The 15207-nt window shown below is 33.6% G+C and carries 16 protein-coding genes; 2 read left to right on the forward strand and 14 right to left on the reverse strand.

Annotated elements, in window-relative coordinates:
- Positions 1-90 precede the first annotated feature (90 nt).
- Positions 91-984: a mechanosensitive ion channel family protein gene (locus ACTJFD_RS07685; protein ID WP_442260753.1), complete on the forward strand. Its 894-nt coding sequence runs from the start codon at positions 91-93 to the stop codon at positions 982-984.
- A gap of 15 nt (positions 985-999) precedes the next feature.
- Positions 1000-1389: a PH domain-containing protein gene (locus ACTJFD_RS07690; protein WP_442260754.1), complete on the forward strand. Its 390-nt coding sequence runs from the start codon at positions 1000-1002 to the stop codon at positions 1387-1389.
- A gap of 100 nt (positions 1390-1489) precedes the next feature.
- On the opposite strand, the gene ACTJFD_RS07695 is transcribed toward ACTJFD_RS07690, so the two are convergent.
- The 14 genes from ACTJFD_RS07695 to ACTJFD_RS07760 all read right to left on the reverse strand — a co-directional run bounded on the left by ACTJFD_RS07695 (position 1490) and on the right by ACTJFD_RS07760 (position 15082).
- A complete protein-coding gene (locus ACTJFD_RS07695; protein WP_442260755.1) occupies positions 1490-2044 on the reverse strand; it encodes a DNA-3-methyladenine glycosylase I in 555 nt (184 codons plus the stop codon).
- Between the two features lie 220 nt (positions 2045-2264).
- The gene (locus tag ACTJFD_RS07700; protein ID WP_442260756.1) at positions 2265-3044 is read right to left on the reverse strand and encodes a DUF3800 domain-containing protein; all 780 of its coding nucleotides are present in this window, start codon (positions 3042-3044) and stop codon (positions 2265-2267) included.
- A gap of 77 nt (positions 3045-3121) precedes the next feature.
- Positions 3122-3925 (reverse strand): HAD family hydrolase, encoded by an 804-nt coding sequence (locus ACTJFD_RS07705; protein ID WP_442260757.1) that lies wholly within the window; start codon positions 3923-3925, stop codon positions 3122-3124.
- 108 nt (positions 3926-4033) lie between these two features.
- Positions 4034-5764, reverse strand: a complete 1731-nt coding sequence (locus ACTJFD_RS07710) for a class I mannose-6-phosphate isomerase (protein WP_442260758.1) — start codon at positions 5762-5764, stop codon at positions 4034-4036.
- A gap of 22 nt (positions 5765-5786) precedes the next feature.
- On the reverse strand, positions 5787-6209 hold the full coding sequence (locus ACTJFD_RS07715; protein ID WP_442260759.1) for a PTS sugar transporter subunit IIA: 423 nt from the start codon (positions 6207-6209) through the stop codon (positions 5787-5789).
- A gap of 17 nt (positions 6210-6226) precedes the next feature.
- Positions 6227-7051: a PTS system mannose/fructose/sorbose family transporter subunit IID gene (locus tag ACTJFD_RS07720; RefSeq protein WP_442260760.1), complete on the reverse strand. Its 825-nt coding sequence runs from the start codon at positions 7049-7051 to the stop codon at positions 6227-6229.
- A complete protein-coding gene (locus tag ACTJFD_RS07725) occupies positions 7051-7860 on the reverse strand; it encodes a PTS mannose/fructose/sorbose/N-acetylgalactosamine transporter subunit IIC (RefSeq protein WP_442260761.1) in 810 nt (269 codons plus the stop codon). The genes ACTJFD_RS07720 and ACTJFD_RS07725 overlap by 1 nt, the downstream gene beginning before the upstream one ends.
- Before the next feature lie 2 nt (positions 7861-7862).
- On the reverse strand, positions 7863-8363 hold the full coding sequence (locus tag ACTJFD_RS07730) for a PTS system mannose/fructose/N-acetylgalactosamine-transporter subunit IIB (RefSeq protein WP_442260762.1): 501 nt from the start codon (positions 8361-8363) through the stop codon (positions 7863-7865).
- A gap of 91 nt (positions 8364-8454) precedes the next feature.
- Complete coding sequence (locus tag ACTJFD_RS07735) at positions 8455-9165, reverse strand: GntR family transcriptional regulator (RefSeq protein WP_442260763.1); 711 nt, start codon at positions 9163-9165, stop codon at positions 8455-8457.
- A gap of 238 nt (positions 9166-9403) precedes the next feature.
- Positions 9404-11386, reverse strand: a complete 1983-nt coding sequence (gene pbp4 / locus ACTJFD_RS07740; RefSeq protein ID WP_442260764.1) for a penicillin-binding protein PBP4(5) — start codon at positions 11384-11386, stop codon at positions 9404-9406.
- 380 nt (positions 11387-11766) lie between these two features.
- Positions 11767-12483 (reverse strand): YebC/PmpR family DNA-binding transcriptional regulator, encoded by a 717-nt coding sequence (locus ACTJFD_RS07745; protein WP_442260765.1) that lies wholly within the window; start codon positions 12481-12483, stop codon positions 11767-11769.
- A 92-nt stretch (positions 12484-12575) separates the two neighbouring features.
- On the reverse strand, positions 12576-12959 hold the full coding sequence (locus ACTJFD_RS07750; protein ID WP_442260766.1) for a DUF1722 domain-containing protein: 384 nt from the start codon (positions 12957-12959) through the stop codon (positions 12576-12578).
- 78 nt (positions 12960-13037) lie between these two features.
- Entirely contained in the window at positions 13038-13265 is a 228-nt protein-coding gene (locus ACTJFD_RS07755; RefSeq protein ID WP_442260767.1) for a hypothetical protein, read from the reverse strand.
- Positions 13266-13552: 287 nt separating this feature from the next.
- On the reverse strand, positions 13553-15082 hold the full coding sequence (locus tag ACTJFD_RS07760) for an L-lactate permease (protein ID WP_442260768.1): 1530 nt from the start codon (positions 15080-15082) through the stop codon (positions 13553-13555).
- Positions 15083-15207: the final 125 nt, after the last annotated feature.

The raw sequence follows: 15207 nt of genomic DNA on the forward strand, positions 1-15207 counted from the left end.
TAATCCTAAATTCAGAATAACACTATATAGTTAATTTCTCAATCAATAAATGGTACAATATACAAAAGAAAAAGAAAGGAGTTGATTGTTATGGACGCTTCAACCTCAGCAACTGAGACTATTCCTTTATTAAAACAAACCGAAAAAAGTTTAAATCTTTTTCAAAAATTTTGGGATAAATTAGATTGGGATAAAATATTAGGAACAGTCATTTCAAAAGGACTTAGTATTATTATCATTTTAATCATTATTGGAATTACACGCAAAATCATATTAAAAGTACTTGCAAATTCTTTTAGTAATTATAAAAAGAAACAAAGTACAAACGTAGGGCGAATTGATACTTTAGAAACGGTCGCGCGCAATTTTTTACAATATTTTTTGTTTTTCATTGCAATTTATGCAGTATTAACAATTACGGGCGTTCCTGTTGGTTCCTTAATAGCCGGAGCTGGAATCGCTGGGGTGGCAATCGGACTCGGTGCGCAGGGCTTTATTAGTGATGTTATCTCAGGGTTTTTCATTATTTATGAACGCCAATTAGATGTTGGAGACCACGTATTAATTAATTCAATCGAAGGGACTGTCACACAAGTGGGACTTAGAACGACTCAAGTCAAGAGCTTCAATGGAACAGTTAATTTTATTCCTAATCGAGAAATTTTGACCGTGAGTAATTTATCCCGTGGTGATCAACAAGTGCTCATTGACGTACGTGTTAATCCAGAAGATGATATTGAAAAAGTCAAAGATCTTATTTTAGAAGTAAATGAACATATTCGCGAGAATATTCCAGAATTAAAATCAGAAATTACCATTGTTGGTTTAGTCAATTTAGAAAACGGCTCTTTCGCTGTTCGCGTGGTCGCTTATGCAGAAGCTGGTACGCAGTTCACTGTGAAAACTAAATTAACAACGGCTTATATTGAAAAATTAACAGCCAATGGAATAACAATTCCATCGTCACCTATCAAATTAGTTTAAAGAGGAGAAAATAAAATGAGTTTATTCGATGGATTATTAGGAAATGCAAACGAAATTAGTCACGAAGAGGTTAACAAAGAATTAACATCAGTCTTATTATCTGAGGAATCAATTGATTTAGCTTTCAAATTAGTCCGTGATTTAATTGTCTTCACGGAGTATCGCTTGATTTTGGTAGATAAACAAGGTTTAACAGGAAAAAAAGTATCTTATAAATCAATTCCTTATCACAGTATTTCACGTTTTAGTGTTGAAACTTCTGGTCATTTTGATTTAGATGCAGAATTAAAAATTTGGATTTCAAGTGGTGTAGAACCTGCTGAAACACTACAATTTAAAAAAGATAAAAATATTGACGTTATTCAAAAAGCACTTGCTCTAGCAGTCCTTAAAACTAAACTATAATAAAAACCTCGTTTCAATGACAAAAGGATAACTTGTCATTGAAACGAGGTTTACTTTAACTAATATCTGGCTTAAAATCATAATACTAACGGTTTTAAGCTTATCTAAAGTCACATGAAACAAGATGGTCATTCACCATGCCAATCGCCTGCATATACGCATAAACAGTTGTTGTTCCAAGGAATTTAAAACCTTTTTTCTTAAGCTCTTTACTGATTTCATCAGATAACGGCGTTGAAGCCGGAACGTCAGTGATTGTTTCCCACTGATTGATAATCGGTTTCCTATCAACAAATGACCAAATGTAACAATCAAAACTACCATGTTCTTTTTGAATATCCATAAATCGATTGGCATTGTTGATTGTTGCTCTTATTTTCAAATTATGACGAATAATACCCGGGTCTACGAGTAGTTGAGCAATTTTATCTTCACCATATAAAGAAATTTTTTGATAATCAAAAGCATCATAAGCTTGTTTTAATGTCTCTCTTTTTTTTAGAATAGTTAACCAACTAAGTCCTGCTTGCATACTTTCAAGAACTAAAAGTTCAAATAATAGGTGCTCGTCATGAAGTGGCTTTCCCCACTCTTGATCATGATAATCACGTTCTAAATCATTATGTTCCGCCCAATCACAGCGTTTTCCCCCCATATTTATCCCTACTTTCCATATTAAGCAAAAAGAGGCAACTTTTAAATTGCCTCAATCAAAAAAACCAGCGTAAGTGACAAATAAAACCACTCCGCAACCATAAAAAAAACCGCAGATTGAGATGTTTTAACAACATCTAGAACTGATACAAACAGCAATCCCGAAATCAATTCAATTATACACCTCTACACTAAGTTATTCAATGTATATCTATTATTAATTATGGTAATTGAATCATACCAAAACGTTTAATATCATTGACGTAGCCGTCGTATAATTGTTGTTCTAGAATATCCATCATATTGATTGTATGTCTTTTCAACCCTACCCGCTGTCTAGCAAAATTATTAGGAATAAAATCGGCTAATTGTAACCCTGTATTATTGTCAGTTTTTCTTAAAAATTGAATACCTGTCAATCGTGATTGAATATCATTAGCTGGAATAATGGTTGTTCCGATGGCTTTAACAAAATAATACTTCGATTTAACCAATAAATCGGCTGAATTTTCAACCGTACTGTCTAAACTACGACCTTCTAAAATAATTTTTCCTACCGCATCATTAATCAACAAAAACTGAGTGAAATTTTGCATCAATAATTCAATGGCCGAACGGTATCCATCAATTTTTTGAGTTGTTTTATAAAATTTTTTGAGTTGATTTGTATCAATACAAACACCGACAACTTTTAGATTATTTGACTTAATAATATGACCTAACCTCAGATAAAGATCTCGACAATGCCCTTTGCTCCGATAGTACATAAATTCTTCTACCTTAGGATGTTTTGTCCGTCGATTATTGACCTCACGAATTTCTTTTTCATGAAAAGTAATCGAGGTTTTACCAAAATGAGCTCGTTTTATTTCATTTAATTCCGCTTTAATGGTGAGTTCTAACGACTCAGGGATAATGATCCCTGCAACACATAATACGCTATTTCCACTAACCGCATCAAATGCGTTACTTTCGTCTAAGTATAAAGTATATTTTTTCATATATTTCTCCATTCACTATCTAATAGTAGTTAATTGATGCATTTATTTCAAGTGAAATGAAAAAATAATCCCTAAACTTATTTTAATAGTGCCTTAAAGCTATGAGCGACTCCATTTTCATCGTTCGTTTTTGTCACGAAACAAGCGATTTCCTTCACGTGGTCTTTCGCATTGCCCATTGCAACAGGATATTTTGAAAGTTTCAACATAGGGATATCGTTGTCACCATCACCAATGACCATAATGTTATCAGAAGTTAATTGTAATTCATTCAAAACTTGTTGAACACCATTAGACTTTATGGCCTCTGCGTGTGTAATTTCAAAATGATAAGGACTAGTCTGATGTGCATTAATCCCTGAGATTGCTAGCAAGGTAAACATTTCTTCTAGTACTTCAAGCTCTAGGGAGTTAAAAGTTACCATAGTAATCTTAAATACATTTAGTGGCTCTTGAACTAAAACCTTACGAATATCACAAATAGTAGGTTTTCGACCGGTGACTTTCCGTTGATGCTCAACACCACTATCTTCTCTATCTGTCAACCATTCTGTCTTTCCGTATAAATTAATACTTATGTTAGGAAGTTTTTTTCTGACGTCAAGAAAAATATCAAGGACAATTTGAGGGTCAATATATTTTTCAAAGAGCGTTATCTCCTCGTCATTTTCGTATCGGATAACAAGACCACCATTGAAAGAAACTTGATACTTAGAGACACCAAGAACATCAGTAGCCCACTTCATCTCAATTGGAGCTCGTGCTGAAACTAACGTTGTTTCAATCTTGGTTTCTGTAATGGCTTCGATGGTTTCCTTTGTTATTTTCCCATCAGAAGTTAATAAGGTTCCATCCATATCAGAAAAAATGTGCTTTATCATTATTTAAAAACTCCTTTAAAAAAATTTGATTATTAAAAAGAAAGAGATGAATAACAAGTATCCCTCTCTCTTTTCTTATTTAATCATTTTTAATTTTAAAACCAGTGACTAACGAACAAAAGCTTTTAATGTCATTATTTCTTTGCCTATACTTTTTCCGATGGGTTCAATATAATATTCTCTTATTGACGCAGGAATAATAAAGGTTTGAGCATAAGTTACTTTAAAAGGTTCAAAACGATTATCAACACTTGTCACTAAAGCTTCCTCACCTTCAACTAAGTTTAAAACATTGACACTGCCATGATTGATGTGGTGGACTTTTTTAGAAAACTTATGTCTTCTTGTTTCAATAAACTCAGTTTCATGTAAGCCCGTTCTTTCTTCAGACCACCCTTCACCTTGCTCAATAGGTTCAATTACGTTGACTAATTCTTTTTCTACCCAGTCAGCGTCTTTATAAATATCAATATTATGTTTTCCATGGTTAACATTAACGGGACGTGGTAAACCATCAAAATCAACACGATCCCAATCCCATAATTTAAAAGTAAAGCGATTAGGCGTTGCACTTATTTCGAGAACTACTGAATCTTTACCGCTTGAATGAATTGTTCCAGAAGGAATCAAGAAATGATCATGTTTTTTCATAATATGACGGTGAATATATTTTTCATCATCAAATTGACCCGTTGTTTCTGCTTCTTCCAATGCCTGAATAAGGTTCTCTTCTTTGACCCCATTTTTTACTCCTAAATAAACGACAGCATCTTCTTCCGCTTCAAGAATATAATAACTCTCATCTTGTGTATAATGCGCTCCAAAATTCATTTGTGTATAGTCAACTTTAGGATGAACTTGTAAACTTAAATTCTGTCCCCCCATAGTATCTAGGAAATTAAAGCGAATAGGAAACTCATGACCAAATCGCCCAAACGCACGACGACCTAGGAGCTTTTCAGCATGTTCAAAAATCAGATTATTTGCGGGGATTTCAATTTGAGTACCACCGAAATCTAAAAGTAAACTATTCTCTTCCGGAACGCCATTAAAACTCCACGCAAGATTTTCTTTCTCTTGATCAACGCCAAACGTTTTTTGCATCCAATTTCCTCCCCAAACACCAGGGTCGAAGAAAGGTACTAAAGAGAAAGGCTGAGATGCCACTTCTTCAAGTGCAACTAAATAAGACGGATAATCAATCATTTTAGGTGCTGCTTCATCATGAATATCTAATAGATAATCAATTTTATGAGATAATTCACGTTTATAACGATCAGCTACTCGCCATTCAAAGAAATAACCTCGTTTAATCATTCTCAATGGATCTTCACCTGCATTATTTGCTTTCCAGTTACTATATTCCCCAGAACGATAACGCGTTTGGATTTCCCAGCGAGCTAAATCAACGTAAATAATTAAATCTAAGTTTTCGATCAAACTAGCGCCCATCCCATAAATGATATTTAATTTTTTTTCTGTTGAATTAAATTGATCATTTATTCTGTCGTAACTTTTTTGATCAATAAAGTCTGTTAGTTGATGGTGACTCATTAAACCAAAAATACGGTCATCCGTTAAATTAGTTTTTATCATATCTGTTACTTTTTTAGATGAATAGAATAAATCACTGGCTTTAACAACATTATCTGCTTTTAAAGGTTCAATCATTTTTTCTTTGATTAAATTTTCATTTGTTACTGGATAACATTCGATACCAATTGAGAAAGGTAACTCACCTATTTTATTCTCAATTGTTTTGATAATTTCATCATACGATGTTGCAATTGTAGCTTCTTTTTTTATAGTTATTTTTGGACGTACTACTGATGATTCCAAGAGATCTCCTCCATTTATTTATTTAAAAATCTTCTTCTTCTGTATCACTTTCGGCTAATTTTGCACCAAAATCAATAATCGCTTGTTGACTGCTAGTAATTCCATCAGCAATTAATTCAGAAGTGATTTTGGATTCTCTCATTAACAACATCTCAATTACTAGGGGTAAATTCATCCCAGAAACAAGTGATACATGACCTAAATGATTTAATTCAGTAAAAGAAGTCGTTCCAGGAGAACCAGAAGGAATATCTGAAATAAGAATGATTTCCTGATCGTCAAAATTTTTACTTAATTCTTTTAATCGCTCTTTAAAAGAAGTGATTCCTTCGTTATCAAGTTCAATCGCGTAAAAATCTGCTTGCTCACCTAATATAAATTCAGCTGCTGTTTTCATACCTTTAGCCAATCCAAAATGACTAACTAAAACAATCGTTTTTTTCAATTAAACCGCTCCCTTAATCATAAGAATAAATAACCAATACCCACGCCTACAAATGCTACAATAAAGTAAATTAAAATTAGTTTAACTGGAGATACTTTTTTCTTAGACATTAAGTACCAAGAACCAAAAATAATCGCTAATGGTAACAATTTAGGGAAAATACCATCCAAAATGCTTTGAATGTCAATTTCAGCACCTCTTAGTGCAACTTTTGCTTTTAAATCAACGTTTACATAAGATGCCGCAACCCCACCGATAACCGTCATTCCTAAAACCGTGATAGCACGAGTAATTTGTTGTGCTTTCTCGCCGGTAAAGATATCAATCGATTCAGCACCAAGTTCATAGCCTTTAAAAAATAAAAAGCGAGTTCCAAAATACATAATAAGGTTATAAGTAATAACGTAGAACAAGACGCCTAGGGGACTACCGTTAGAAGATAAGCCCATTCCAATTGATAAAAGAATAGGAATCAACATTCCAGGGATCATTGAGTCACCAATTCCTGCAATCGGGCCCATTAAACCAATTTTTAACCCGTTTATTAAATCTCCAGTAACCCCTGTGTTTCCAAGCGCTTTTTGCTCTTCAAGACCAACCGCAATCCCTGTAACTAATGCACCGGCTTGTGGTTCGGTATTATAGAAGACTGTATGACGTTGCATCATTTCTTTTTTCTTTTCTGGTTCATCTTTATAAAGCTTATCAGCAACAGGCTCCATCGATAAAGCAAATCCCAAAGCTTCTAAAAATTCAAAACTCATCGCAACCAAATTGTACTTCATCCAATTATTATAAGATTTAGTTAGTGTTTTTTTGTCTAAAAGTTTTTTCTCTTCCATTAGAATTCGTCCTCCTCATCGTCTTCAGTATTACCTGAAACTACGACTGTTTTTTTAGATGTTCCAATATAAAATAGATAAGCAATAACACCTGCGACAATTGTTAATGCAATCATATTTAATTCTAAAAATACGATACAAACAAATCCGAATAAGAAAAATAAAAATAATGATTTTTCTTTAACAACGGCTGTTAATAACATCGCAATCCCAATTGCTGGTAAAGCTCCACCAAGATAGCCCATCACATCAATAATATATTGAGGCATAGATTCTAACATTTCTTTTGCAAATGAAGAGCCAAAATAAATGACTAGAAAAGAAGGGATAAAACGAGTTAAAAAATTGACCAATTGTGGTCCGAAGATCGCATTAAAACGGAATTTTTTATAATCTTCTGCTTCAATCGCCGCGATTGCACGATGGTTCCAAAATGAGTTCGACACTTGATATAAGTTGAAGACAATTGTTCCTAAAACACCAATTGTTGTTGCAAGTGTCACTGAAACTTCAGTACTTGCGTTAGTCAACATTGCCAAAGCGATTGCCGGATAAGCAACAAAGTTTAAGTCTGCTGGCATCTGTCCACCAGGTGTGACCATCGCAATATAAACGGTCTGAATTGCTACCCCTATTAAAATTCCTTGTTTCATATCACCAAGTATTAGTCCCACAATCATTCCAGAAACTAACGGTCGCGAAATTGTATACCAACCTCCTGTTAAACCAAATAACCATGGTGTTGATAAAGCCCCTAAATAACCAATAATTGAAATAATAATTGCTTGTACTAGAAGTGTGCCATCCATTATTATTCTCCTCCTTCAGCTTTTAAATCCGTCCATTTTTTTATTTTTGAATCTGGTACTAACTGATATTTAACTTCCATTCCACGATTTTCTAATTCATCAAAAGCTTCTTCTTCCCCTTTTGTCATACATAAGTTTTTCCCGTATTTAGTTGTATTATCTCTTGCGCTCATTGGGCCAACATTTAATTCTTTAACTTCGCTGATAAAGTCAACCCCATTATCTAAAATTCGTACCAATGTTTCGGGAGTTTTTGCGATTAAAAAATAGTTACGTTTACTCCCAACAATCTTAGGCCACTTTTCCTGAATTTGTTCTTCCGTTAATACAAACGCTTTCAATGGAGCCGGTACTGCAGACTTTAACATTTTTGATAAGATTGGATTTTCAGCAGAGCCATTATCAACTGCTACTACCCCATCACACGGTCTCTCACTCATCCAACGTGTTACAACCTGTCCATGAATAATTCTGTCATCGATTCTTACAAATGATATTGCCATAATATTCCTCCTAATGTTATGTTGTAATGACATTATAATATAATAAAAATATATTTCCAAGTCTTATTTAGAAATATATTTAAATTTTTTATTAATCCACGTAATAACGATACTCATTTCCGATATAAAAACATTCCGAATACTCTAAAAAATCATTGGGCAAATGTTGAGCCATACGAACTCGCTTTAACATCGGGCTATTTTCTGTAATCGGCAGCTCCCTCATTAAAGTATCGTTAGGTAATACAGCTTCTAGATATTCCTTAGTCAGCCCCATTTGAATTCCAAATTGGCCTAAATAAGTATAAAATGAACCATAGTAATCTTTATCATCTGTTGAAAATTCTGTGTGCCAAGTAAAATAAGTATCAAAGAATACAAAAGGTGCTCCTTCCGTACCAAAGACACGTTGAAGGTTCATCACCTTACTACCCACAGGTACATTTAAAAAATTAGAAATTTTTGGAGAAGCTTCTATTACTGAAATGCTTGCTTTTAAAGTCTTGACTGCTCGGCCAATATCATTCATTTCTTGTGTAAAACTCCGGATTTTATCTTTATGTTCTATTCTTTCAGGTTGGCGATTAGCGACAAAGGTCCCAATCGCTCTTTTTTTATAAATGTAACCTTCATTCACTAGTTCATCAAAAGCCTTGCGAACGGTGATGCGGCTAACATCATAAATTGCACAAAGATTTTCCTCTGTTGGCAATTGTTCATTCACTTTCCATTCACCTGAATTTATTTTAAATTTTAAATCACTTGCTATTTTAATATATAAGGGTAATCGATTATTAACCATACTGTCCTCCTTGCCTTTCATTCTATTGTCATAACAATAGCACAAAAAGAATGGAATTTCAAATGATAAATAGAGAGATACGATTAATTTCATCAAGGTAAGATATTATCTTTTTTTAACCAATAAGCTAATTAAATAATATAAAAAAGATGAATCTGAGAAAATCTCACATTCATCCTTTTGCGCACCTTTCATTTCAAAAAAAGCAAGTTTAGTATCTTAAAACTAGCTTTATTAATTATTTCAAGGACTGAATAAAGTCTTTGTTCTTTTCTACTGCTGAAGTCCCTTGTACATTTTCAATCATACTGAGTACTAAAAAGCGTCCTTCATCAGCATCAAACGCAAGAATGAAACTATTCTCCAGTCCTTTGATATCTTGCTTTTCTTTAATTTCAGCCGTTCCAGTTTTAGCTGCAATACGATAATCACTCTTTGATAAAAGATGAGCCGTTCCATTCGGATTTTCAACCGTTTGGATCAAAGCCTTGCTAACTTCCTCAGCTGCTTTTGGAGAAATAACATTATCTTCTTTTTTTATTTTACTATCAGCAAGTATTTGTGGATAAACCAAATGACCTTTATTAGGAAAGACCGAGTACATTACCGCCTGCTGAATAGGATTAATCAATAATTGTCCTTGCCCATAAGACGTATCAGCTAATAATATGTCTGATTTAATTTTTCCATTACTAATTTGAGCAGGGGTCATTGGAATATGAACATCCATGTTCTTCCCAAACGGAAATTTTTTAAGTCCCGCAACATATTTAGCTTCTCCCATCTCTAAAGCTTCCTGAGAAAAATAAATATTGTCCGAATAGATAAGAGCCGTTTCCATGTTCACTGAAGTTACAGCATCAGATACACGAGTCACTCTATAATTTCCCCACGAGCTGTCTTTTTGCCATTTTAAACCTGATATTTCATGTGTTTTTTCAGGTGTTGTGACTTTTTCATCTATCCCAATTGCTGCTGTAATCGTTTTAAACGTAGACCCTGGGGCATATCCCGTTGCAAAACGAGCAGAAAAAGGATGTTGTGGATCTTTGGCATACGCGTCGTAGTCTTTTTGACTGAGACCTAAAATAAATTTATTAGGATCAAAAGAAGGAGAACTAACGACCGCTTTAAGATCACCATTAGTAGGATCGGTTACCACGGTAGCACCCGACAAATTATCTAGTGCTACAAAAGCTGCTTTTTGAGTTTGAGAATCAAGCGTCAATTGAATTGTTTTTCCGTCCTCTTTTTTTTGCTCGATTAAAACTTCCTTTAATTCATCCTTTTCATTAAGAATGTTGATTTTCCCACCATTTTTCCCACGTAGTTCTTTATCAAATTGAGCTTCAAGTCCCATTTTACCTATTTCTTTAAAATTAGAAAGCTCAGGTTTTTTCTCGATTTCTTCAGCTGTAACATTTCCAGTGTAACCAATCAATTGAGCAGCGGCTTCTTTTAATGGGTAATACCGCTTTTCAACATCTTGACTTGCAACGCCATCCATTTGGTATTTCTCTACTGGTTCATTGAAATCAACGATTTTTATAGGAACAAAACTATCTTCTTTGACCCACTCTTGAGAAAGAAGTTGATTTAAATCATCCACGGAAACATCAAATTTAGTCCCGATATCCGTAAGTTTTTTATTCTTGTCTTCTCCTGAACCTAATTGATTAGGAACCATCCCATAACGAGGATAAATATGATTCGTTGCTAAGGGTTGCTCGTTGCCATCTACTATCTCCCCTCTTTTAGCAGGTTCGCTAATCCCATAAACCTTATCACCTTGTGTCATCTTCGGAAAAATTAAAGAATAGTCCCAGACAATTTCATACTTCTTTTTATTTTTTACAAGCTGTCCTTGATAATCCAACTTTTCTATTTTTCCGAAAGGTGTGTTCATGCTAAAAGAAAGTTTAAATTTATTTTTTTCTAATTGTTTAATCTTTCCCTTTATTTTAGAAATTTCTAAACCATTAAAAATAGTGTCATACTTTTTAATTATCCCAATTTCGTCTAATTTTTGTTTCTCTAGCGATTTTGAAGATAAGGTTTGAGTCAATCCTTTAAAATCTTTTTTTTCAAATGATTTGATAAACGTTTGGAGAACTTGTTCCTTCTCTTTTTCTTGGTATTTCGTATAGGCAAAAAATGCACCACCTGAGATTACTAAAATAGCTGATAAACTACTGAGAGCAATTCTTAACTTCTTATTCATATTAAAAACCCGCTTTCTTGGAACTCTATTAATGATTATCATAAAAAATAACAATCATTATTTTTATAAACTTTCAATTAATCTTAACATAACCACCTGATATTATATATATATTGACCATCATTATTGTGCTATTTCCATCCCGTTTCAAAGGAATAAAAAATGATAAGCAAGTCATTATTATTTTCGTATTTTTTATATAAAAAAACATATCTTCTTTCTATTCTAGGTTTTAAAAATTACAAAACCAATGAAAGAAAGAACAATATGTCTTGACTTACCTTTTAACTCAAAAATAACTATCTGCCTCATTTGACGCTAAGCTTAAGAGTTCAACCAACCATCCATCTCAACATTGGTTAGTCCAATAAAAATTAATTTTAATCAATCGCAACATTGTGAAACACATGTTGGACATCTTCTAGAGAATCCAGTACGTCTATCATTTTTTCGAATTGTTCTAAATCTTCGCCTGTCAAACTTACTTCCGTTTGGGGTAACATTTGAATTTCAGCAACACTAAACGCTTCGACTCCCTTTTCTTTTAGTGTCTCTTGGATGATATGAAAATCACTAGCTTCACCATAAACAATAATTTGATCGTTTTCAGAGAAGACATCTCGAACATCAATCTCTTGATCCATTAAATATTCTAAGATATCATCTGCATCGTTTCCTTCGAATCCAAAGATTGCAGTATTGTCAAACATATAAGCTACCGCACCCGATACACCCATATTTCCACCATTTTTACCAAAAGAAGAACGGACCTCTGCAACCGTTCGATTCACGTTATTTGTTAATGTATCGACAATAACCATTGAACCATTTGGCCCAAATCCTTCATAACGTAATTCTGAATAAGTTTCATCACCTGCACCTTTTGCTTTTTCAATCGCGCGATCAATAATATGTTTCGGTACGTTATACGTTTTTGCTCGTTCGATAACGAAACGTAGCTTTTGATTAGCGTGGGGATCCGGTTCACCAGATTTTGCTGCCGCATAAATTTCTATTCCAAATTTTGCATAGATTCGGCTGTTATTAGCATCTTTTGCTGTTTTTTTCTCAACAATATTAGCCCATTTACGTCCCATGTCTTCACTTCGCTTTCCAATTTTTAAAAATATCCTTGTTCATTATACTCGCCAAACCAGTCAATGAAAAGAACTTTTTTCATTTTTACTAATCAAGTTAAACCATCCTGAATAATTCGTGAATTCAAAAGATAAGTCACTTGATATTTTTTACTTAAATTGATTAAAAACAAAAGAAATTCTTCACTTTGAGTCGAGATATTTTCTAAATAGTTAAGATATTCTTGTTTTTCTTGAACGGTTGATATTTTTTTGAAGTATCCCCAAATATGTTGGTATGCGTTAGTCAATGTCGCTTTCGTAGGTTCCTTTTTTTTAGCTTCCTCTAAAAAGAAATGATATGCTCTTTCTTTTTTACTGTTCCAATCATTTCCTTTAAAAAGCAAACGAATGTTTTGGTATGCTTCTTGAGAATGAGCCATCACCCAATACTTATGATATGCCCAATCTTTTTGTAAGTCTTTCAACAAGGACACCTTCTTCCTTAAAATAGCGTGATAGTGACCCGAAAAACAAGTTTTGGATCACTATCAAGCCAACGATAAAATTTTTAACTAATCAATGACTTGTTTCACAACAAATGATTTTGTTTCTTTTGATTTTACCTCTTGATCTGCTAGTTCAAAAAGAACATGCTGTCCGCTAGTTTTATCTTCAACAATAACCAATTTACCTAATGGTTTTCTATTATCTTTGACCACTTGTGCTTCACGCATTAATTCTTTTGGATCAAACTTTGATGCAATTGCATTTCCTAAATTAAAGAATACCATTTCTTCCATTTGAAAGACCTCCTTTTTAATACCTACTCCTCAAAGTAATGATAAGGATGTAGCTACTTTAATTATACCACCCTTTAATTAAATAAAAAAACATTAATCTATCTATATCCAATAAATATAATAGAGGCACAGGCTCATTTTTTTCAAACCTCGTGGCAAGCATTAAATCTTTAAATACAATTATTTTATTATCAATCCATTCCTTTTTTAGCTATTATAAGAGATTAATGAATAAAATAGACTAAGAGTGTTGAAACAAGTTAGTTTCAACACTCTTGCTGATTTTTTTAAATAAATTGAAAAACTTTGCCTAAGCCAAAAACAACAACACAAATAATCAAAATATAAATAGCACAGTATTTCATCGCTTGTTTTAAGATATTGCCTTCTTCACCAACCAAACCTGTCGCTCCCGTAGCAACAGCAATACTTTGTGGTGAAATCATCTTACCTGCTGTAGCACCAGCCATATTTGCTGCGGCTAACCAATACGGGTCAATTTTTAAACTATTCGCGGCTTGGACTTGTAATTCTCCGAAAAGAACATTTGAAGAAGTATCACTTCCCGTAATAAAAGTACCTAATGCACCGATGATTGGCGCGATAAATGGATAGAAAGAACCTGTCAAAGCCACTAGAGTGACTGCAATCGTGTCAATCATTCCACTGTAACCCATCACTTTTGAAAGTCCAACGATTGATCCTACAGTAATCATTGTCTTCCCCATCTGCTTCATCGTTTTAACTAAAATATGGACAATTTGTTTAAGCTTTAACCCTTGAACAAGTCCGCCAACAAAAGTGGCTATTAAGATTAGAGTTCCTGGAGTCGTTAACCAAGCAATCGTATAAGGTTTTGCCCCTTCTCCCGTATAAATTGGAATCTGAGTTGTCACACTATTCAATATTTTATAAATGCTTGGAAACAAAGGTGAACTAAAAATAATTAAAATAAAGACTAAAATAAAGGGGGTCCAAGCTTTAATTCCTTGTTCAAAAGTGACTTCTGTCGTTGGTGCTTTCTCGGTACCAATAGGGGACATTTTTTTAGCAACAAGAATAGTCAAAGCAATACAGACCAATGAACCAACAATAGATGGCAACTCAGCACCTAGATATTTAGAGACAATAATTTGTGGAATCCCAAAAGACAACCCTGATACTAAAGTGATTCCAAAAACACCTTTCATTGACTTAACTCCTTTATTTTCCGTCAACATAACTAGTATAAAAGGGATTAAAACAATGAGTAAAAAAAGTTGTAAAGAAACAATGTAAGAGAGTTGCTTCACTTCTAATCCTGTCACTTGAGCTAATGTAGAAACAGGTAATCCAATGGCACCGAAAGCTGTTGGTGTAGTATTTGCAATTAAACAAATAACAGCTGCTTTTACTGGTGACATGCCGAGAACCGCAAGAATACTTGCCGGGATAGCTACTGCTGTACCAAATCCAGCAACCGCTTCCAAAAATCCACCTAATCCCCACGCCAAAAGCAATACCAAAACACGTAAATCCGTTGAAATTGAAGTTAACATATTCATAATAGTATCCATACCACCGGATTCTTTACTAACATTATAAATAAAAACAGCTGAAACAATAACATAAACGATAGGCCAAACAGCCATTGTAATTCCTTCAAGAGCAGCTGTCATACTATTCAATATTGGAAAATTAAAACTAATAATACTTAAGATAATAGTAATCCCTAACCCAATTAAACACGCTAAATCACCACGCATTTTAAAAACACCTAACGATAAAATCAACCAAACAATCGGAATAATTGCTAAAAGAGTCTGTACGACATCCATGTTTTTCCCTCCTATTTTTAGCTATTTTGAATAGCTAATTAAAAAATAAAATGATTTATACTGAAATTCTTATAAACGAAACCCCTTTCTATAACACCTAAATTAGAATAATTACATTACAATAA

This window comes from Vagococcus sp. (genome assembly GCF_052102835.1).
In the GTDB taxonomy this organism is placed as follows: domain Bacteria; phylum Bacillota; class Bacilli; order Lactobacillales; family Vagococcaceae; genus Vagococcus.

What these genes read in the sequence shown, in the direction of transcription:
- ACTJFD_RS07685 (WP_442260753.1), top strand. Translation starts at nt 91, where the DNA reads ATGGACGCTTCAACCTCAGCAACTGAGACTATTCCTTTATTAAAACAA.
- ACTJFD_RS07690 (WP_442260754.1), top strand. Translation starts at nt 1,000, where the DNA reads ATGAGTTTATTCGATGGATTATTAGGAAATGCAAACGAAATTAGTCAC.
- ACTJFD_RS07695 (WP_442260755.1), bottom strand. Translation starts at nt 2,044, where the DNA reads ATGGGGGGAAAACGCTGTGATTGGGCGGAACATAATGATTTAGAACGT.
- ACTJFD_RS07700 (WP_442260756.1), bottom strand. Translation starts at nt 3,044, where the DNA reads ATGAAAAAATATACTTTATACTTAGACGAAAGTAACGCATTTGATGCG.
- ACTJFD_RS07705 (WP_442260757.1), bottom strand. Translation starts at nt 3,925, where the DNA reads ATGATAAAGCACATTTTTTCTGATATGGATGGAACCTTATTAACTTCT.
- ACTJFD_RS07720 (WP_442260760.1), bottom strand. Translation starts at nt 7,051, where the DNA reads ATGGAAGAGAAAAAACTTTTAGACAAAAAAACACTAACTAAATCTTAT.
- ACTJFD_RS07725 (WP_442260761.1), bottom strand. Translation starts at nt 7,860, where the DNA reads ATGGATGGCACACTTCTAGTACAAGCAATTATTATTTCAATTATTGGT.
- ACTJFD_RS07730 (WP_442260762.1), bottom strand. Translation starts at nt 8,363, where the DNA reads ATGGCAATATCATTTGTAAGAATCGATGACAGAATTATTCATGGACAG.
- ACTJFD_RS07735 (WP_442260763.1), bottom strand. Translation starts at nt 9,165, where the DNA reads ATGGTTAATAATCGATTACCCTTATATATTAAAATAGCAAGTGATTTA.
- pbp4 (WP_442260764.1), bottom strand. Translation starts at nt 11,386, where the DNA reads ATGAATAAGAAGTTAAGAATTGCTCTCAGTAGTTTATCAGCTATTTTA.
- ACTJFD_RS07745 (WP_442260765.1), bottom strand. Translation starts at nt 12,483, where the DNA reads ATGGGACGTAAATGGGCTAATATTGTTGAGAAAAAAACAGCAAAAGAT.
- ACTJFD_RS07755 (WP_442260767.1), bottom strand. Translation starts at nt 13,265, where the DNA reads ATGGAAGAAATGGTATTCTTTAATTTAGGAAATGCAATTGCATCAAAG.
- ACTJFD_RS07760 (WP_442260768.1), bottom strand. Translation starts at nt 15,082, where the DNA reads ATGGATGTCGTACAGACTCTTTTAGCAATTATTCCGATTGTTTGGTTG.